Below are 18,955 nucleotides of genomic sequence, written 5' to 3' on the forward strand. Positions count from 1 at the left end.
TCGGTTATCTGTCTGGGGCAAGGGTGATTGACTATCCGGACAGCTGGGTGACGGCGACGAGGGAGGATCGGGCAAAATGTTAGCCAATACTGCGGACTTAAAATCCGCTGCCGATGTCGTCTTGACGACGTACCCCGGATTGATTCGCAGTTCACGGCCGCCGCAGCGGCCGCTATCTGACGCATGCGGACGCTAATCTAGGCTACACTTGCGGCTACAGTAGCCAATTGTGAAGGTTGCCTGATGCAGCGACGAACTCGTGGAGACGGTGGGCTCTACAAACGGGCCGATGGTCTGTGGATCGGGGCGGTGGAGATCTCCTCGCCCGATGGTGGCCGAAAGCGGCGCACGGTGTCCTCCAAGGACAAGGGGACAGCGCTGAACAAGCTGCGCGCGCTGCGGGCCGAGGTGGAGGCCGGCCGGATTCCGTCCTCGTCGAAGACAACGGTGGCGCAGTGGCTCACGCATTGGTTGGAGACCATTCACGCGCCGCAGGTGCGGCCCACCACCTACCGCTACTACGAGCAGGTGATTCGGCTGTATCTGGTTCCCGCGTTGGGGGACAAACGTCTTGATCGACTGACTCCGGAAGACATCCGGGGAATGCACCGGGTGGTCCAGCAGACTTCAACCCGCAATGCGCAGAAGGCGCACCAGGTCCTGCAAAAGGCGCTCGCTGACGCACAGCGCGAAGGCGTCGTGGGACGCAATGTGGTGCTCGGGATGGCTAAGCCCAAACATGCCGCGGCCGAACGGATGGCGCTGTCGGCCAGCGAAGTTAAGCATCTGCTGCGCACCACGTTTGAGAATGGGGATCCGCTGGCGACGCGGTGGGCCGCGGCGTTCCTGACGGGCGCTCGTCAAGGCGAGCTGTTGGGGCTCACCTGGGACCGGGTGGATCTCGACGCCGGCGTTCTCGACTTTGCGTGGCAGCTTCAGCAGCTGTACGGGACATTGCCCGCGGGCTTCGAGTACCGGCCCTGTCACAAGGCGCTGATGTGGACGCGCCCCAAATCCCACGCCGGGAAACGCGCGGTCCCGATCACCGATGCCCTACGTGAGCTCTTGCGCACGCGGCATGCCGGCGCGTCCGGTCCGAATCCACACAACTTGGTTTGGCATCACCCCGATGGGCGGCCGGTCTCTCCACGCGAGGACTTCCAGGCGTGGAAGCAGCTGCTGGCCCGGGCGGGAATGGAGTCAGTTCCGCTGCATTCGGCGCGGCACACCGCGGCCTCTATGTTGCAAGGCGCGGGAGTGGCGGAAGAGACGCGGATGAGGATCATGGGCCATTCGTCGGTCCAGGCCCAGCGCGGCTATGTACACGTGGATCAAAGCCAGGCGCGGGCCGCGGTCGCGATGTTGGACGGCCTGCTGCAATCCCCGGCAGACGGCGGCGAGGCATCTTTGCCTATGGATTGACCGTGGGCGCGCTTTTGACGCAGATTTGCCAAGAAACCCTAAGAAATGTCTAACTCGAAATCATCACCCCGGGCATGAAACTGACTACATTCGTAGTTGACCATTAATGTTCAGGGTGACACGCTATTGGTCAATAGTGGTATTTTTGTCTCGGGGATGCTGGGGGGTTGAATCTTGTTGAAGCTGTAGGATCTTGATAGCTGGCGATGTACTGCTTGCCCGTCGCGCAGCAAACTATCGTGACGGTTGCTCGGCAGTCTTGCCGCATCGATCAACAATTGTGGAACGTCCCGTTACGCGGGATATGGCAAGCGCCCCGGTGTTTGCGGCACCGGGGCGCTGGGACCAACTAAACCTTCGCCTGAAAGTGAGTCAGCCGGTGCTGCATGTTACGCCCAACGAACCTTTCCAGGACGATTTCCCGTTGCGTCATGCAGATCGACGGGTACGCCTGGCACGCGCCACCATTAGTCGCGCACTAGATACCGCACCAGTGACCAAGTGGTCAGCTTCCGAAACTGAGGCGGTTGCCGCTCTCCTCACGATGATCGCCGGTCGCGTTGCCCCGCAGTCGGAGCCCTAAGAGCTCACCGTCCTCTGCGTCGGGACTGCGGCTGCGATCGCTCTCGATGTCATATCGCTGGCCGGGCCTGGCGGTTCTGTTGTGCAGCACGGTGAATTGCCGCACCGCGATCATTGCTTCGGCGTACGCCTCGGCGTAGACCGGCCGCAGCGTGGTGTCCAGCTCGACCGCATGGAACAGCACGTCGGCGCGGTCCTTGCTGATCTGTATCAGGCCCGCGGTGACTTCTACGTAGCTCTCGGGCGCGGTGATTCGGTCGAGCAGTTCGTACCCGATCGAGCGGATGGACATCGCCTCGCGTGCTGATCTGTCGAGGAGCTCGGTCCGATCGGATTCGAGAGTGTCCCGCCGGGGGGTGCTTTCGGCGGCGGGCTCGGCGACCGGTTCGGTCGCGGTCGGCGGAACTCCCGTCGCCGCGACTTCCTCGATCGTGCCCGCCTCCCATTCCAGAGCTTTTTCCACCGCGCGCAGCGAGGTGCCGCGTACGGAGAGGCCGTCTTCCACGCGCTTCCAGGTAATGGAGTTGATACCCGCAATCCTGGCGGCGGCCTCCTTACCCCAGTTGCGATCAAGGCGCTCGCGCTCGACGGCTCGGCCGATCCTGGTCAGATCTGCAGATGTATATCGTTCGGCAGCCATAGATGGAGTATGGCAGTCACATATAGAAACGTCTAGCGACATGCCGAGACTCTAAGCCTGCATATGTATGCGCAGATACAGCCATGTCACAGTCGATCGTCAGTTATCTAGCATCATCTAGTCATGTTTCTCGAAGTGAAATCATTGTGTGCGTGACTATCAATGACTAGGTTTGACTACATGCCGTCCTCGACAGTCAAGATTCATGGGTATGCCTGTAGAACGATTCGGGAACTGAAGGGGAGGGCCACGGGTGAGCTTGCGCGAACACTGCAGGTCGACCGGTCCTATATCACCCGTATCGAGCTCGGTTACGCCCCGCGGGTAAGCAGCGTCTTCTACGCGCGGTTATTGGCCGAACTCGGGATAACCGATCACCGCGTCTTGATGGCCGACCCGCCGGGGCGCCCAGTGCCCGATCCCACACACGACTCCCAGCCCGCCCAGGGTGTGTGACCGCCGGGCGTTCGCCCGCGCTTAGCGAATACCGCGACAGCCACAAACGACCGATCGAGGGGAGTCCCCGTGAATGAACACGGATCCTGCCAGTCGAGCAAGCCGGATCATCCTGGCGCCGATATGGCATTGCTGAAGGAACTGATGAGGCGCCTGGATGAGATCGCCCAGCAACTTGGCGCGCGCTCTGGCAAGGCGGTGCCGGCGACGATCGGTCCGGTCGACAAGCTCGCCGCGCTCGCGACATATCACGAGACCAAGCGGGCACTAGGCTACGGCCCGTCGGGGGCCGTCGCATGACGGAGCCGCTGCGATCTGATCCGCCGGGCATCGCGTACGCCCGCGAGTGGGCGGCCGCACTGGTCGGCGTCTCACCGGACACCCTTGATCGAGAGCGCCGCGCCGGGCGCATCTGTCCCAAGTATGTGGGCACCAAGCCGATCTACCCCGTCGACGAATTGCGTCGTTGGCTGGAGGCGCTGCCATCGGAGCCCAAGGGGGCGATGTGACCCCGTACTGCTATCGGCACTTTGTGTTTCACCATCCGCATGAATGCGCGGGTTACGAACTGCGCCAGCATATTTGGGTTTTCACCTGTGGCCTCGCGCTACCGGTTGTCGCGGTTTTCGCGATGCTGTGGAGCCTGCGGTGAACGCCGGTGCGCCCCGGTCCTGGAAGCCCGACGTGATGCTGTTGCGGGAGATAGCCGACCGGATCGCCCCATCGCACCCCTTCTCGTCGCTGCAGCTCAGGGCGGTCGCAGAGCGTTCCGCCGAAACCGCGGCGGAGCCTCAGTGACGGCTACTTACGACCCATTGGTGGTTACGTTGGTAGTGCGGGACGGGCATCGGATGCCGCTGAGTCACGCCGACCGGGTGGCGGCGGTGCACGAGTTCACGCGGATGGGCAAGCCGGCCGCCGAAATCGGCGAGCTGCTCGGCATCTCCCAGCGCCACGTGATCCGTCTGCGCGGCACATCACTGCCGCCGGCTGACGACGACCCCGCGGTCGACTACGAGTTCGAGACCGATGCCGAGGAAGTCGGCGCGGTCGCCATGGGCATCGTGCGGGCGGTGCGGCAACGAAATCCGTTGGAGGTCCTTGGTGCCTGTGCCGATCTATCGGCATGGCATCCCGCGAAGACCGCGCAATTGCTCTGCGCGTTAGCCGCATTCGTAGACCCGGATGAGGCGCCAGCCGTACTGGCGCGACGAGCGCATGTCGCGCTTGAACGCATTTAGGGCCGTGCGGTGTTCCCGTCGGCGTTCTGTGAGAAAGGACGGTTGGAGGTGGCGCGTGAGTACGGAAAAACTTGGTTCTCGATGTTCACTGATGGTGATTTCTGTGCGCAGCCGGTCACGGACAAGCTGCTCTACATCGTGCTGCTGGCGCAGCCAGCACTTAATTACGCTGGGGTGCAACCGCTGAACCTGAGGCGGTGGCGCAAGGCGCTTGTCGACGGTGAACGAACACCCACCGATATCGATGTGATGGAATCTCTCACCCGGCTGGAGCGCCGTCGTTACGTCTTCACCGACGATGACACCGGCGAGACATTGACGCGGTCTTTCATGCGACGTGACCAGGTGGACAAGCAGCCCAACGTCATGCTGTCGGCGCTGCGGGCGCTGTGCCACGTGGAGTCGCCGAAGCTCGCTCGAGTATTGCTCGATGAGCTGAATCGCATTGAACTGCCGATGATCAGCGGCACCAGCGATAAGGCGGTGCAGCTCAGAGGGAGGTTGTCGCGATCCCGCGCGGATGCCGTTGGGCACTTGGAAAGCTTGTCGGAAGGCTTGCCCGAAGTCTTCGCCGAACCCTTCTCCGAAGACTTGCGAGATGGGATTCCCGAAGGGGTATCGGTTTCCTTTCGGGAAGGGTTTACCTCACCTGCCGGAATGAAAGGGTTCACGCAACCCTTGCCAGAAGGGTTCTCGACAGGGTCGGTTGTGGTTGAGGTTGGGGTTGAAACGTCCCGTGCCGTAGGAACTTCTGTTGGGGAGCCCGCCCCATTTTGTCCGCGCCACCCCGAGGGCACCGACACGCCCTGCCGGGCTTGCCGGCGCTATCGGGAGCACCACGAGACCTGGCGTGCGGCCCGCGCCGGTGATGCGCGGATAGCGCGGTTGCGCGCCGAGGGCGCCGCCAAGAGCGTGGCTGTTGCGCGCTGCGATCTGTGTGACTCAGACGGATACCGCCAGGGGTTGGTGTGCGACCACGTAGACCGAGCCGAGACGGTTCGTCACGGATCGCAATTGGTCAGAGATGCACTGAACTCCTCGAGGACGGCGTGATGAATCAACGGTGTACCCATTGCTATGGCCAAGCGCAGCTGTTCTTGTGCTGGAACTGCGGCAAAAACTTGCGGCAATTGCTGATCGGGCTGAAGGTTCGCGATGGCGAGGGACGGCTCACCAATGTCGAGCCGGGGATCACCTGGTATCTCGACAGATTGCGGGAGTCGGCGGTCGGACAAACCCGGGTAGGCACTGGTGGCCGGGTGGGGCCTGGAAGCAAGGTCCTGCTGGGCGATCAGCGCGCGACGAAACTGGGCCGACAGATCCACAACACGTTTTCCATGTGGGCACGGTTGGTCACCGAGAACCGCGGAATATCCTTTGTTCCCATGAGATCTGTGGGCCCGAGCTTCGTTGGGCCGCTGCCAGCCGGATGGCGGCGGCTGCCGACGGGGTATGAGGCCTCCTCGGCGGACATGGCGCGCTGGCTGGCGCACCACATCACCGCGGTGATGTGTGAGCCGGATGCGAACGATTTCTATTCCGAAATGGAGCACGCGGTCAAGGGGATTCGCAGGATCATCTATCCGGCGCCGTCTGTATTGGTGGGGGCGTGCCCAACCGTCACCGGTGAGGGGGCTACCGGGCCCACGGTGTGTTCGACGCCCTTGTACGGCGAGCATGATGACGTCGAGGTGACCTGTAGGCACTGTCGTCAGACGTATCTGACCGCCGACCTGTACACGTACACCAATAACAGGATCCAAGGAGAGTTGTTGTCGGCCAACCAAATGTGGCATGCCTTGCATTTGGTGGGCGCGGACACCGGATCGCGATCGACCTTCTTCAAGCTGCTGGCCACCAGGGTGCCTCCGCGTTCATATGAGCATGAGGACGGCAGCCGGAACCAGAAGCTCTCACAGCGACCGCTGTACAGCTATGACGATGTGGTGGCGGCGCTGGAGCTTGTGACAAGGCGCTCGTCGCATCGGCGGCGTGGCCGGCGTGAGTCGCCGGCGACTTCCTGATGTTTCTGAAATAGGCTCTTGGATAGTGGGTCTGGCGCTTGTAGACTGACGATGCGCTAGCACAGTTGTGCCCTGATTCGCGTGTGGACCGTTGAGTCCGCTTCTCATTCATTCCCTTTTCATCAGGCCGGCCTGGATGGTCTATGCCCTGGGGAGGCTGAAGTGGAGAGCATTTATAACCAGTTCAGCCCGCTTGTGGGTCATCCTGTTGAGTGGGGACTGGAGGCAGGGTGAGACACGTCTTCGTGGTCGAGGTGTGCCCCGATGTCATTCTCCAATTTCCCATCACGATCCTTAGGAGGAGAAATCTAATGTCATACGAAGACAAGGCAACTGCCGAGATTGCGGCAATCGCCGCTGCGCCGACCGACGATCAAAAGATCGAGATCGCGCAGACATACGCACTACTACATGTCGCCGACCAACTGAAGTCGGTGCGTGCGGTGCTCGACAATCTCGTCGCCAACCAGCTCCGCAGACCCTGCTAGCGCGACTTCAGCGCACGTGTGCGGATTCCATCAGATCCATTGCAGTACTTGATATTAACTATTGTGCTTGGCTCTAGTTCGTTGTAGACTCGAAATCGCAACAGCACAGCTGTGCCCAGAGCAGGGGAACCGAATCGGTTCGAGATGCTCATTCTGAATCTCACATTGTCAGCCCCCGCGGACATCTTTGATGTCGCCGCGTCCAGGGGTCTATTCGCGTTCCTGAAGGAGTCTCATGGCCAGCCTCGCGTACTTCACCGTCACCGGCACCGTGAATTCCGTGGTGGTCGACTATGTCGACCCCGACACCCACCCCGATATCAAGCCGGTCTCCGCCATGGTCGATTTCATCCCCAGATTGCCTAAGGGAAGCGTCATTTGGGCACCGGGACTCACTCCTCCGCAGGGAGTCATCTTCCCGACGATCCGCGCTCGCATTGATTCCGATGGCATCCTTCGGACCATCGTCGGTGGAGTAGGAGTCGAGCTCACTGCCAACACCCCGGAGCTCCACCTGAGCAGCCTGATCTACGACGTGGTGTTCAGCAAGGTGGTTCTGAACAAGTCGGAGGGCTACATCGCACCGTTCGCGTTCGAAGCTCCCACGGCCGCAGCATCGTTGGATTTCGCGACCATGGTGAAGCTCCCTCCCAAGGCTTTGTTCGAGTAGATGCTGCCCGCAAGTCGAGATAGGTCCCTTCATGGCTGATGCCCTCATCCCCGCCAGCGCCACACAGTTGGTCATTCCATACCTGACTGCTCAGCTCGCCGCCCGTGGGCACACGGTTGCGTTCTCCCACAAGGTCCCGGAGACGCATCCCGCTCGCTTCGGCACGGTGCAGTTGATCAACAGCAGCACTGACCACGATTTCTCCGACAACGCGCTTGTCGAGATTGCCTACTTTGACGCCGATGAGGCACGAGCCGAGCAGGTGTCGATCCTCATCAAGGGCTTGTTGCAGGCGATGCCGGCCTCTGAGCCCGGGGTGCAATGGACCGAGCACGTGAGTGGACCCACTCAACAGAACGACCCAGACGTGCCGGATATCGGGCGCTACCTGATCACCACCTGGGTGACGGTGCCCTGCCATATCGGTTGAACCACAAGACGTTCAGAAGTCCGCGCCCGCGGACTGTCTCAACGGAAAGGAACCCTTCATGACCGCTCCAAACGCAATCGCGGGCGATACCAAGAATATCGTCCTTCCCTCACCGAAGAGCCTGCGCATCATCGGTGGTATCTACACGGTGCCGCTGAACACTGCTGCACCGGATGTCACGGCTGACTTCGCCATCCCCGCCACCGCAACCCGTCTTGGCTTCGTCGCTGACGACGGCCTCTCCGAGACGGAAGATCGCCCCACCAAGTCGATCTACGCTTGGGGTTCGGATCAGGTGGCAGAGCCGCAGGAAACCTACTCGATCAGCCTGAAGTTCAAGCTGTACGAATTCCTGAATCCTGATGTGGCCAAGGTTGCTTACGGTTCCGACAACGTCGCCGTACAGGCCGCCACCGCTACTCACGGCCGGCGCCTGTCGATCATGCAGACCTCGGACGTGCTGGACAACCACGGCTGGATTCTCGATACCTTCAGCCCGGGCGGCAAGCGCATCCAGAAGTTCTTCCCGCTGGGCCGCATCATCAAGCGCGCCGAGCAGAAGTGGTCCCACAAGGACGTGTTGGCCCATGACTGCGAAGTCAAGATGTTCCCCGACACGAATGGCAAGTTCTCCTACACCGTGACCGATGACGGAGTCCTCGCGTCGTGATAACGATGAAGAGTCACCGCCAGGCTCCCCCAAAGGTGGGGGAGCCTGGCTTCGACTGGGCCGCCGTGTATCCGGGGTTCCCCGACGTCTTTGTCTACACCGATGTCGACGGCCGGACCGTGGGCGTGCCACATATGAATGACATCCGGCTGCCATTCCAGATTCAGCTGCAGTCGCGCCATGACCCGAGTGAACTGTGTTGGGCGCGGCTGGAGAAGGTGCTCACCGCCGAGGCGTACTCGGTGCTCAACCAATGGGATGACGCCAAAGTTTTGGCCTTCTTCACCGCGTGGCTGCAGGACGCCAACATGACACTGGGGGAATCCAAGCGCTCCAGCACATCCTAGATAGCTATCTAGGTGCGGTGGAGCGCGACCTCCTGCAGGCCGGCTACTCTTTCTCGGACATTGGAACTCGGCTTACGCTGAGCCAATTTGTCCACTTCGTTGTGTACTCCCCTCCGGGGACGGCCGTCTATCACAAGGTTCACGAAGGCTGGACGGTCAACGATCATCTCATGGCCCAGGTGCTAGACGCGGTGCGCCAACAGGTGTGGATGCACACTGTGGATGCCCTGAAACCCCCTGAATTACAAGAGTTCCGGCCGCAACTGACACCGCGTCCGGGTGTGGTGTACCGGACCGTCACACGCGAGCCTGACGGCATGACCATTAACGACTATCTACAACGCATCGGTGAGGAGGCATAATGGCTGATACGCCGATGGATTCGGCCTCAGGCAAGGCGCAGCAAGAAGTTGCGCGGCTGTCGGAGCTCTTCCGGCAATCGTTTGCGGCCCTGGATGCCGACGCACGGACCGCCGGACAACGATGGGCCGGCGAAATCAATCGAGAGCTCGATCGCGCCGGGAACGTCGACATCCGCGCGAATACTCGTCAGGCGCTGTCAGATATCCAGTCCTTGGATCGTGAGCTCGGACGTAACCGGGCGATCAATGTCGGGGCTGACGTGGACGCTGCGGCAGGCGCCGCGGGCGCGCCGCTCGGTGGCGGTGGTCTACGTCCGATGGCTGATGCCATCGGTACGGCATCGGCGGCCGCTGCCGGTTTGGCCGGGGCGGTGGGTGGCGTGGTCGGTGCGGTCGGCGCACTGGGCTCGTCCGCAAGCCAGCTGCGTGATTCGATTCGGCGACTGAGTGTTCCAACGGCTGCGTCGCCCCCTCCCCTCGGATCGATACCCCCGCTCAATAGCGCGGGGGACTCGCTTGATCAGGGGATGAGCGCCGCGCAGCCGGTCTCTCCCGGAACGGGCGCCTCGTCGGGTAGCTCCGCATTGCCGGCATTGGGCTCGGTCGCCGATGGCCTCTCGAAGTTGGGGGGCGCTGGCGTACCTGGCAATGTCACAGTTGCTCCACCGAGCCAGGCGGCTGGTTCGCCGGGAATTCAAGGCCCCGCCGACGCGTTGGGCGGTGGAAGCATTCCGCAAACCCAATCCGCGGTGCCCGGCATGAGCGCGCCCCCAATGGCGGACATGACCACGGGCTCGATGCCGCCGGGGGCGGCTGAGATGTCGCCGCCCGCAGGTGCGCAGCAGATGCCAGGCGGCGGCGGGTCAGACGCTTTGGCCCCGGGTCTGTTGGATTCACTACGTAGCCTGACGAACTTGGGTGGGCTCGGTGGCGGCCTTTCCCCGGGTGGCCTCGGCTCGCCGATGCCGGGCCTGTCACTCCCGTCGATGCCCGCGGGCCTCGGCGATGGGTTGGGCACTTCCGGCGGTCTTGCCAATTCGAACCCACTGGGTACCGCGACCGCCACTGCTGCCAATGGTGGACCGCAGCTGCCAGGCGCGAATCAGCTTGGCGGGCAGAACGACAACTACTACGCACCGGGCATGGCCCCGGGGGCCTCGGGTGGAGGCACAGGCGGCGGCGCCGGTGGACAACGTGGCGACGCAGGCGTACTTAACCTTCCAGGCGGAGGTGCCGATGGTCGTGGAATGAATCCCGCCGGCGGTATCGGCGGAGGAGCTGGCACGCTGACCTCCGGCCGAATCAGCATGGGCAATGACCCTATGGGCAATGCCCCAACAGGTTCCGCCGACGCATCATCCCTCGGGTCGCAAAACGACATGGGAAAGACCGTCGCTGCTGCTCTGTTCCCGGGTATGGGCGGCGGCACCACCAACAATCAGAACGCCACCTTCAACATCAATGGCGGCGGCAAAGACCCAGGCATGGACTTGTTCATGTCCTTCTGGCGCGAGTTCGGTCGCTGGGGTGGCCTGGCCGGCGCAGTGGGGAGTCTCATCCAGTGAAGTTTCTGCAAGGCACCGAGGCGCTCCAGTACCAGAACTGGGCGACCATGCCGAATATTCTCAAAGGCGAAGAGTTCAAGCTGGTCTACCTCGCTCCCAATGGAAGACGTTGGGACTTGCTGGGTCCGCTGGCTGGTCGCCAGGGTGTGCAGCTGTCCACGGAAATCCATGGACTGCATCACCCGTCGTTCCAGCATTTGTTCACTGAGGGTGCCTATCAAGAGGGTGCCACCTACGAGCGAACCAACATCCTCAAGCGGGTCATCGACATCGGCATCATGGTCGGGTCGGGTACCCGGAAGCTGTCCAAGTATCAGTACCAACTTGTCGAGTCCAATTGGTGGGATTCATGGCCGCTGGGCGTCACCGGGTGGCTGGGTATGCACTCGCGGTTTGGCGGCTGGCGCTGGGTGCAGGTGATGCAGGCCAGCCCGGTCAACACCACGGTGTCGAAATCGCCGATCTACGCCAACAACAATCACACCTTGTGGAGCATGCAAATCGTCGCTCCCAAACCGTATTTCGCGAAGCGGACATTGGTCACCACGTGGAAGGCGCATCCGCAGACGCACGCGCTGCACGGGTATGACGAAGAAACCATCACCATCTGCAACCGCGGCAATGTCGCGGTGTGGCCCAAGTTTGTGTACAGCGGCCCGGGCCGCGCATGGGTGCAGGACGGTGTGACCAGCAGGCTGGTGCCGCTTCCGCTGTTGGATGCCAATGACGGTTATGTGCTGGTTGATACCGATCCGGGTGAGCGGATGCTCACCGCGTCGAAGGATCCGGTGGACAACATCTTCTACCAGTGGGCGCGTAGCTCCCGCATTCTGGACTTCTTCCTGCATGACATCGCCGATCTGGGACTGCCGGTATGGCGCCGCGCGAACGGTATTCGCTTCAATTCGCAGATCCCGCCGCGCACCACGGCCAACATCAAAGTGCGCCACGATCATGCCGGCGGCACCGTGTCGGTGCTTGTTCCGCAGAGATGGTCGCGACCGGTATGACGATCATCGACGACATCTACCGCGGAGCCGAAGGGCTTATCGATGTGCCGCTGGAGTTCACGCGAAACATCGGTGGGAACCTGCAGTCCGCATTGATCGGCGCCCTGGCGGCGCCGCTGCCCGCGTCGGACCCCATGGCGGCCTACAGGTATCTGAGTGGCCGCAGGGACATCATCGCCGGCGCGGGCAAGCAACGTCCACTCATCCGGTTGCAGGATAAGAACCTCGAGCATCTGGCCGTCATCGGCAGCGAAGTGTCCTGCTCCATGGAGGAAGTGGCGACGGAGAGTGGTTCTGCGACCGTGGTGTTGCGCGGCGGCGACTATCTCGCCGACTTCGTGCGTAAGGCCGTCCGGCTGGACGAAGACCTGCACCTGTCGATCGACCCGATCCCGTCCAAGCCATCGTGGAAGACGCGGTGGGGCGGCAAGATCACCCGGATCAACGCCAAGCGAAACAGCAGTGGTATCCACACCGTTGAGCTTCAGGCGACATCCAACCGCGAGCATCTCAAGACGCTGCTGGTCGGCGCTACTCCGGTCAGTCCGCCGGAGTTTCAGCCGCTCAAAATGTGGTTCTTGCCCGGTAACACCCGAACCATCTGTGCGGCAACACTTGCCATTAATCTGGCCCGACTGTTCTCGCAGCCGCTCTCCTTCATCACCAACATCCTGAATCCGGCGGGATGGTTCCAGGGCGGCATCTCGAATATCGATCCGTTGTCATGGCCGCTGCAGGTGCAGTTCGTCAATCCGCTGCTGGACCAGTCGCGGACGTCGATGCTGATGGGGTCGTGGACCGACTTCCACAGTGCCACGGCCGAGCTGCTGCGTGACGCCGGCGTGATCGCACGGGCATACACGTTCTTCACCGAGGACGAGGAGAACCCGCACCCGGAGTTGGAGGCACTCGCCGGCGGTGTCGCGGATTTGGCCCGCCCCCATCGCAACTGCGTGGTCTTTGCCTTTGAGGACAAGTCGGGATACGAGGGGCCTACCGGCACTGCCATCGATGGCGTGATCAACCTGTTTGCCTCGACCGCGGACGATCTGATCACCGAGACGGTCTTCCCGATCGATACCGATGACGACGGGGAAGTCGACCCTCTCTTCCGCCGCATCCTCGGGGTGGCACCCAAGAAGCCTTGGGCCATTTTCTGGGAAAGCCAGCATTCCGGGATCGTCGATTCGGGCTACTACCAGCACAAGGGGCCGGTGCTCACGGCGATGACGGGCGGGCACTCACCGCGGATCGTCAACGAACTTCAGACCTTTGGAATCCGGTACGGATTGGCCAAACTGTCGGAGGTGATCCCTCTGCCGGGAACTGCTACGCAGGCTCCAGGCAGCAACGGGCTGGAGAACCTCTATCAGGGGCAGTTCGACGACATGCTGTTCGCGCACATGCGTTTCACCGATCCTAAACGGCGGGCGATGACGGGGGACTTGGCCTACCAAGAGCTCTACGAGCGCGGCACGGCGTACGTGGCGAGTGCCCTGTTGGTACTGAGGCAGTTGAACTGGAAACGACGTGCGTACCGGTCGTTCAAGACCTCGATTCGCAACGGCGCACCGTATGTGATCAACGAGGACATTCTGCTCGGTGACCGGGTGGGGTTTGAACAAGACGGAATTCTTTACGTCGACCAGGTTTTCGCGATCAAGTACGAGTACGACCGTTCTCGCCCCGTTACGTACTCGGTGTCGGTAGGCGACGATAGGAAAGAGGACGATCCGTTGTCGCAAGGATTGCGTGCGTTGCAGGGTGTCGCGTCGATGGTATCGATGGCGCTGGGCAACGGTTCGGTGCTCGGCTGATGCGCAGCCCGATCCCGGCCAACGAAGAAGTGGCGCGCGCCGTTCGGAAGAACTATCTGGAGATCCACGATGCGCTCCAGAAGCCAATGACTCCTGCGGGAGACACCGTGGACATGACCTATCTGCAACTGGTTGTCGATGCCTGCGCCTGGACTCTGGCCCTGCGCGGGTACGAACAGAACACTGATCGCGTGTGGCTGCGGCGCCTGGCTGATGGCACCTACGCGTTTCTGAACGAACCCGATCCGCCCCAATCCGGGGAACTCAACCCATCCGAATTATGGACTGTGACACCAAAAGTCACGATCGAAGACGAGGAGCCGACCGAATGAGCACACCTATCACCCCCCAGCTTGGCGATTCTGTCTTCTTGAAGACAGTGACTGCCAATCTCAACATCTTTGGCGTCATCTCCGATCTGGATACCCCCGATCAGGTGTCGGCCACACTGGAACTGTTCGGCGGAAACGGGCAAATGAGCCTGGCCGCTTTGATGGGGCCCGCGGGCCCCGCGGGCACGAACGCGCCCTTGCCCAAGCTGCAGCCCAACACCTTGCTGGAGCCGGATGATCTGCCGCAGAACCTGACTGCTGACGACGTGGACGCGGGCAAGTACTGGATCATCGAAGATCGCGACCCGCAGGGTAACGTCACCGGCTCCAAGGCCTACATGTGGAACCGCGACCACTACCAAGCGTTCATGATGGGTTCGGAAGGGCCGGCGGGGCCGGTTCCGGCCATCACGCCGAACGTGGTCTTGCTGAATCCGGATGACCCCAACCTCACGTCACATATCACTGTGACGGGTGACGACTTTCATCCGACCTGGACGCTCTATCTGAAGGCGCCCAGGGGGCCAATGGGACCGCAGGCCACCATCTCAGGTGCATCTGACTTCGATGGAACCATTGCACCTGAGGTGGGCGACGTTCCCACATACACCGCGTCCGGCAAGTGGAAGCCCACCCCACTCGCGGGGTTGCCCACCGTGAAGTGGTGGACTGTTCCCGAATCGAACTTCACGAACGGGAAGGCGATCAACTCCACCCGATTCCCCATCGGCTCATTCACACTTCCGGCGCTCGATTGGGACTGCAAGCTTCATGTCACGGGGAAGGTCCATGCGGTCGGCATCGAGCTCGACTCGACACCTCTGTTGATCGGATGTGAAGTCCGGTTGGGTAATCCCAATACCGGACAGGTGATTGCGCGTGGATACGGCAACATCACCGGCTACACCTACCTGGAACCGGGCGCTTCTACGGCCCAGTCGCCGAACACCGCGATCACCCCTGACAACGAGGTGGGCCTGATACCGGCGCACACAACAGGCACAGCCTCCACGATTTACGTGAACCTGTTCAACGACGGACTCAGTGCCATCTACGATTTCGATCGGGCAGGCGCTTCGTTGTCCGTGATGGCTGTGCCGGTCTAAATGCCTCGGCAAGTTGACTTGGGGCCGGGATTGCCGGTCACCCACAACGCGCTGGAGCGTCTTGCTATCGAACCGCATGTCGGGAAGATCGATGTCGCAGCGATTCTGGAGCAGTGGAGCAAGTTCTTGGAGGAGCAGCTCCTCAAGCTGATCAAGGACGTCGCTGCCGGCCCCGGAAAGTTCCTCAAGGGGATTCTTGATGCGGTAAACAGCTTTCTCGGGTTCAACGGTCTGATCCCAGTGTCGTGGATCGCCGATGTGGTCCAAGACTTGAGTAACGGTGCCGGTGAATTCCCTAACGCGGCGAGTGTTACCGAAAATCCCTACTTTGTTTGGGATTCGGCGACGCCGGGCTGGAAATCGGGTGGCTCTGTCAAGGTGATCGGCAACGGCACGCGTCAGTCGATGCGTACCGAAATCTTCGATGTGGTGGCGGGTCAGGTATTGAGCCTCGAGGCCGCCGCTTCATGGACGGACCTTGTCGCCGCCGCGGGGTCCAATCCGATCAAGGTTGGCTTCGCCACCTTCGACATGGCCGGTAACCCATTGCCGGACGTCATTACCGGCCAGCTGCAGCCGCCGGCCGCCGCCGGTGCGTGGCGGCCGGTTCCGACCAGCAACTGGACGGTGACCACCGGCGTTGCGCGCGCTGCTGCGCTGCTGATTCTTGACGCGGGTGCCACTGCGGGTACCGTGCACTTCTCCAATGTCTTGCCGCACAAGACGAACAAGCTGCCGCCTAATATCGTCGAAAGCCTGTTGGAGGAGGGCGCCGACCTCGCTGAGGACATCAGGAAAACCTGGGACAACTTCTGGAACGGCGTATTCGGCGGTACCGACACCGGCAAGACACCGGAGGATGTCAAAACGGCAGCGGGACAGCTGAAATCGGTCGCCGACGACGCCAACGCCGCCGCCCAGTTCGCCTCCAGCATGGTTATCCGTCCTCGCCGCAGCCCCCGCTGGATCTCCACCGGCACCCACGACGACGTTTCCTTCCCGGTGATCTCGGCGCAGACAATGTTCGCCCCGGCACTGAACGACATCACATTCATCCCGATTACCCCGGACACCGACAGGGTGTACAAGACTCTCAAGTTCGGCCTCGTCGGCAATGCGATGACCAACTGCTATGTCGGCGTGTACAAGATCGGCACGGACGGCACTCTCACCCTCGCGACGAATCTCGGGGACAAGAAGTCTGTGTTGACCGCCTCGAAGGTGCAGACCTTTTCAATCCCGGACCTGTCGGTGGGCCGCGGCGAGACTGTCTTTCTAGCCGTCCGCCAAGTGGGCGGTGTCGCCGGGCAGATGTTCTCCACGCCTTCGCTTTTACAGGTCACCGAGGTGGTTCAGCCGATACCGGTCTATCCCACCGAAAAAGCCAACACCAGTAGTGGATTGCCGGCCACCATCTCCGGCGCGATCGTCCGTGCGGAGTCTGCCCCGGCGTGGGGAGCGCTCGGGGAAACCCTGCTGGATTCCCCGTGGACCGATTTTCTCAGCCCCGGAACCTACACCTTCACTATTCCCAGTGTCGCCAAGTATCTCTACATGCTCGGTTCGGGTTCCGGTGGCGGCGGAGGCGGCGGCGATGGCGGCTGGGACAAACCAGGCGAGGGTGGTCGCCGCGGTAGTTGGTCGGCGGTCAGTCTCGAACGTGGCGTGGGTATCCCGGCGGAAGTCACGCAGCTCAACATTGTGGTCCCGGCCGGTGGTGCCGGCGCTCCCGGTAAGGAGCAGAACGGCAGCGCGGGCAGTCCCGCGTTGATCACCTACACCCTTGCCGGTGTCACCACTACTCTGCTCGCGGCCAATGGCGGCGCCGCTGGCCGACTGGCGTACGGCAACTTCTTCAATCGTGATCCGGTCGGCGAGGCGCAGGTGAACTATCCATTCTTTGGCCGGTTGTTTGTGGGCGGCCTTGAGGCCGCCCAAGACACCAGCGGCAACAGCCCCGGTGGCGGTGGCGGCGGTGGAGACGGCGGTTTCGCCGGCTCTGCCAACGGCGGCGGTCAGGGCGGCGCCGGCTTCTGCGCAGTGAGGACGGCGTGACCCAGCCCCGGCCACGCCGCACAGACGGCAAGTGGTACGCACGGTTCCGCACGCTGGTACCGTCGATCTCCTCGAGTGAGGTATTCGGCACGCACGGGATTAGCACTGGCCCACTGGGTCTTTGGCCCGCAGGCATCGCTTCTGTAGAGGCGTTCGGGACCCCACGCATCACCTATCCGCAGGACATCGCACCCACCGGCGTCTCATCGTCGGAGACATTCGGCGCAGTCGCGGTCGGGCAGACGCTCAACGCGTCAGGCATTCCTTCGCCTGAGTCCTTCGGGATCCCCACGATGCAGCTGGGCTCCGTAGTCATCGCACCTGCCGGAGTTGCGTCGGAAGAGGCATTCGGCACCTATGTGCTTGGGCGCAGTGTGGCACCGCTCGATATTCCTTCCGCTGAGGCGGCCGGCCGGCCCGTCGTCGGACGGGGTATCGGTGTCCCCGGTATCGCCGGCGCCGAGGCCTTCGGGTCGCAGATGGTGACCCGCGGTGCTGTCGGCATTGCGTCCAATGGCATTCCGTCCGCTGAGGCATTCGGCGCCGCAGTGATCACGCAACAGGCGAGCGTTGTCTACAGCACCGTGGGTGTAGGTGCAGAGACAACCGCCACGGCCACGCAGTGCACCATCAATCCCGCTGCCGGGGACGACGTTCTGGTCTTCTTCTCCCAGGGCGGTGGCGATGCTGTCAGTGCCACCTACGGTGCGAGCAACCTGCCGATGACCTGTGTCGGTCAGGCCCTCTCCAATGGTGTGCTGATCGCGGCGTACCTCATCCGTGGAGCGACCGCCGGCAACGCCACCATCACCATTAACAAAACCGGCAGCCGGTGGGGCCAGGCCGTCGCCGTGTCCTACGCGGGTGCGCAAGGATATGATCCCGCCACGCAATTGGTCGGGAACGGTGCCACGTTCTCGCAGACGGTCAGCGTGCCCCTGAACGGTCGAACGGTCCACGCGTTCACGCCGGGGGAGACCAGCACGACGTTGTCCGGTCTCACCGGTGGCGTGAGCCGCTACCTGGACAACGTGGGCTTTCTCACCCAATCCGTGCGAGATACCGACGTGGCCGGCACCTTCACAGGCACCCTCAGCGCTTCGCGTGACTGGGCAATATTGTCTGTCGCTCTTCGCGCGATCGCGCCCACGGGCGTCCGTGCGAAGTACAACGTGTGCACGCCCTCCGTCTTGAGCACCACGACAACGGCCGATGTTGTAGCGGCGTCCGGTGATTACATCTATGCGGTGGTCGCGCAGGACCGGCCGGGGGACCCGTCGACGGTGACATGTGCCGGAACGGCCATGACGCTCATCGACACGGCGCCATGGAGCTCGCCGTACGGCGCCTCGTACATCAAGATCTACCGAAGCGCTGCGGCCATGACTTCCGCAGGCACAAAGACTCTTTCGGTCACCTCCACTGGGAATGGCTGGTGCCGCATCTTCGGGATTGCGGTATCCGGGGCCTCGAATCCCTTGGGCACCGTCACGAAGACATCCGGAACGTCCTCGCAACCGGTCCAGGCCGCGACCTGCTCGGGCAACCAGATGATCCTGCAGGTCTTCGCCACCTCGACGATGCCCACCGGCACATCGGGCGGAACCTGCTTGTCAGTGACGACAATCGGCCAGATCTTCCTGTCGGTCAACGTCGCCCACGAACCGACAACTTTCAAACTGGCCAACACCTCCGTCAACTGGGGTGCGATGGCGCTTGTTCTCAGCTAGACCCCATC

Annotated in this window: 22 protein-coding genes; 21 read left to right on the plus strand and 1 reads right to left on the minus strand. The window is 62.2% G+C overall.

All coding sequences use genetic code 11. The annotated features are described in order from the left end of the window. Nucleotides 1–243 precede the first annotated feature (243 nt). Nucleotides 244–1,422: a tyrosine-type recombinase/integrase gene (locus ABG82_RS06210; RefSeq protein ID WP_043079692.1), complete on the plus strand. Its 1,179-nt coding sequence runs from the start codon at nt 244–246 to the stop codon at nt 1,420–1,422. A gap of 505 nt (nt 1,423–1,927) precedes the next feature. Here the strand turns inward: ABG82_RS06210 and ABG82_RS06215 are convergent. After that, complete coding sequence (locus ABG82_RS06215; RefSeq protein WP_052511112.1) at nt 1,928–2,644, minus strand: hypothetical protein; 717 nt, start codon at nt 2,642–2,644, stop codon at nt 1,928–1,930. Nucleotides 2,645–2,824: 180 nt separating this feature from the next. On the opposite strand from ABG82_RS06215, the gene ABG82_RS06220 reads away from it, so the two are divergent. The 20 genes from ABG82_RS06220 (at nt 2,825) to ABG82_RS06305 (ending at nt 18,947) form a co-directional block, all read left to right on the plus strand. Beyond that, on the plus strand, nt 2,825–3,100 hold the full coding sequence (locus tag ABG82_RS06220; protein ID WP_131676318.1) for a helix-turn-helix domain-containing protein: 276 nt from the start codon (nt 2,825–2,827) through the stop codon (nt 3,098–3,100). A gap of 69 nt (nt 3,101–3,169) precedes the next feature. Next, the gene (locus ABG82_RS06225) at nt 3,170–3,400 is read left to right on the plus strand and encodes a hypothetical protein (RefSeq protein ID WP_043079690.1); all 231 of its coding nucleotides are present in this window, start codon (nt 3,170–3,172) and stop codon (nt 3,398–3,400) included. Continuing rightward, nucleotides 3,397–3,609: a helix-turn-helix domain-containing protein gene (locus tag ABG82_RS06230; protein ID WP_043079689.1), complete on the plus strand. Its 213-nt coding sequence runs from the start codon at nt 3,397–3,399 to the stop codon at nt 3,607–3,609. Before ABG82_RS06225 ends, ABG82_RS06230 begins: the two co-directional genes overlap by 4 nt. A gap of 139 nt (nt 3,610–3,748) precedes the next feature. Continuing rightward, nucleotides 3,749–3,898 (plus strand): hypothetical protein, encoded by a 150-nt coding sequence (locus ABG82_RS28165; RefSeq protein ID WP_155772766.1) that lies wholly within the window; start codon nt 3,749–3,751, stop codon nt 3,896–3,898. Continuing rightward, nucleotides 3,895–4,341, plus strand: coding sequence for a hypothetical protein (locus ABG82_RS06235; RefSeq protein ID WP_131676316.1), 447 nt, complete (start codon nt 3,895–3,897; stop codon nt 4,339–4,341). Before ABG82_RS28165 ends, ABG82_RS06235 begins: the two co-directional genes overlap by 4 nt. Before the next feature lie 81 nt (nt 4,342–4,422). Then, nucleotides 4,423–5,394 carry a hypothetical protein gene (locus tag ABG82_RS06240; RefSeq protein WP_043079727.1) on the plus strand — a complete coding sequence of 324 codons (972 nt, stop codon included), beginning with the start codon at nt 4,423–4,425 and terminating at the stop codon, nt 5,392–5,394. Beyond that, nucleotides 5,394–6,365, plus strand: coding sequence for a hypothetical protein (locus ABG82_RS06245; protein WP_043079688.1), 972 nt, complete (start codon nt 5,394–5,396; stop codon nt 6,363–6,365). Before ABG82_RS06240 ends, ABG82_RS06245 begins: the two co-directional genes overlap by 1 nt. A gap of 311 nt (nt 6,366–6,676) precedes the next feature. Further along, on the plus strand, nt 6,677–6,853 hold the full coding sequence (locus ABG82_RS28170; RefSeq protein WP_155772767.1) for a hypothetical protein: 177 nt from the start codon (nt 6,677–6,679) through the stop codon (nt 6,851–6,853). Nucleotides 6,854–7,088: 235 nt separating this feature from the next. Then, nucleotides 7,089–7,523 (plus strand): hypothetical protein, encoded by a 435-nt coding sequence (locus ABG82_RS06250; RefSeq protein ID WP_043079687.1) that lies wholly within the window; start codon nt 7,089–7,091, stop codon nt 7,521–7,523. A gap of 31 nt (nt 7,524–7,554) precedes the next feature. Further along, nucleotides 7,555–7,953 carry a hypothetical protein gene (locus ABG82_RS06255; protein WP_043079686.1) on the plus strand — a complete coding sequence of 133 codons (399 nt, stop codon included), beginning with the start codon at nt 7,555–7,557 and terminating at the stop codon, nt 7,951–7,953. A gap of 58 nt (nt 7,954–8,011) precedes the next feature. Beyond that, nucleotides 8,012–8,623, plus strand: a complete 612-nt coding sequence (locus tag ABG82_RS06260) for a hypothetical protein (RefSeq protein ID WP_052511109.1) — start codon at nt 8,012–8,014, stop codon at nt 8,621–8,623. A 5-nt stretch (nt 8,624–8,628) separates the two neighbouring features. Next, nucleotides 8,629–8,970, plus strand: a complete 342-nt coding sequence (locus ABG82_RS06265; protein WP_043079685.1) for a hypothetical protein — start codon at nt 8,629–8,631, stop codon at nt 8,968–8,970. 170 nt (nt 8,971–9,140) lie between these two features. After that, nucleotides 9,141–9,332: a hypothetical protein gene (locus ABG82_RS28175; protein WP_131676314.1), complete on the plus strand. Its 192-nt coding sequence runs from the start codon at nt 9,141–9,143 to the stop codon at nt 9,330–9,332. Beyond that, nucleotides 9,332–10,897 carry a hypothetical protein gene (locus ABG82_RS29140; protein WP_043079684.1) on the plus strand — a complete coding sequence of 522 codons (1,566 nt, stop codon included), beginning with the start codon at nt 9,332–9,334 and terminating at the stop codon, nt 10,895–10,897. The genes ABG82_RS28175 and ABG82_RS29140 overlap by 1 nt, the downstream gene beginning before the upstream one ends. Next, entirely contained in the window at nt 10,894–11,907 is a 1,014-nt protein-coding gene (locus tag ABG82_RS06280) for a hypothetical protein (protein ID WP_052511107.1), read from the plus strand. Before ABG82_RS29140 ends, ABG82_RS06280 begins: the two co-directional genes overlap by 4 nt. Next, the gene (locus ABG82_RS06285; protein ID WP_234708093.1) at nt 11,904–13,724 is read left to right on the plus strand and encodes a Gp37-like protein; all 1,821 of its coding nucleotides are present in this window, start codon (nt 11,904–11,906) and stop codon (nt 13,722–13,724) included. Before ABG82_RS06280 ends, ABG82_RS06285 begins: the two co-directional genes overlap by 4 nt. Continuing rightward, nucleotides 13,724–14,056 carry a hypothetical protein gene (locus ABG82_RS06290; RefSeq protein WP_043079682.1) on the plus strand — a complete coding sequence of 111 codons (333 nt, stop codon included), beginning with the start codon at nt 13,724–13,726 and terminating at the stop codon, nt 14,054–14,056. Before ABG82_RS06285 ends, ABG82_RS06290 begins: the two co-directional genes overlap by 1 nt. Further along, on the plus strand, nt 14,053–15,162 hold the full coding sequence (locus tag ABG82_RS06295; RefSeq protein WP_043079681.1) for a hypothetical protein: 1,110 nt from the start codon (nt 14,053–14,055) through the stop codon (nt 15,160–15,162). The genes ABG82_RS06290 and ABG82_RS06295 overlap by 4 nt, the downstream gene beginning before the upstream one ends. Beyond that, on the plus strand, nt 15,163–17,217 hold the full coding sequence (locus ABG82_RS06300; RefSeq protein WP_052511106.1) for a glycine-rich domain-containing protein: 2,055 nt from the start codon (nt 15,163–15,165) through the stop codon (nt 17,215–17,217). Continuing rightward, a complete protein-coding gene (locus ABG82_RS06305; protein ID WP_234708092.1) occupies nt 17,214–18,947 on the plus strand; it encodes a hypothetical protein in 1,734 nt (577 codons plus the stop codon). The genes ABG82_RS06300 and ABG82_RS06305 overlap by 4 nt, the downstream gene beginning before the upstream one ends. The last annotated feature ends 8 nt before the right edge of the window (nt 18,948–18,955 follow it).

It is taken from the genome of Mycobacteroides immunogenum (assembly GCF_001605725.1).
Taxonomy (GTDB): domain Bacteria; phylum Actinomycetota; class Actinomycetes; order Mycobacteriales; family Mycobacteriaceae; genus Mycobacterium; species Mycobacterium immunogenum.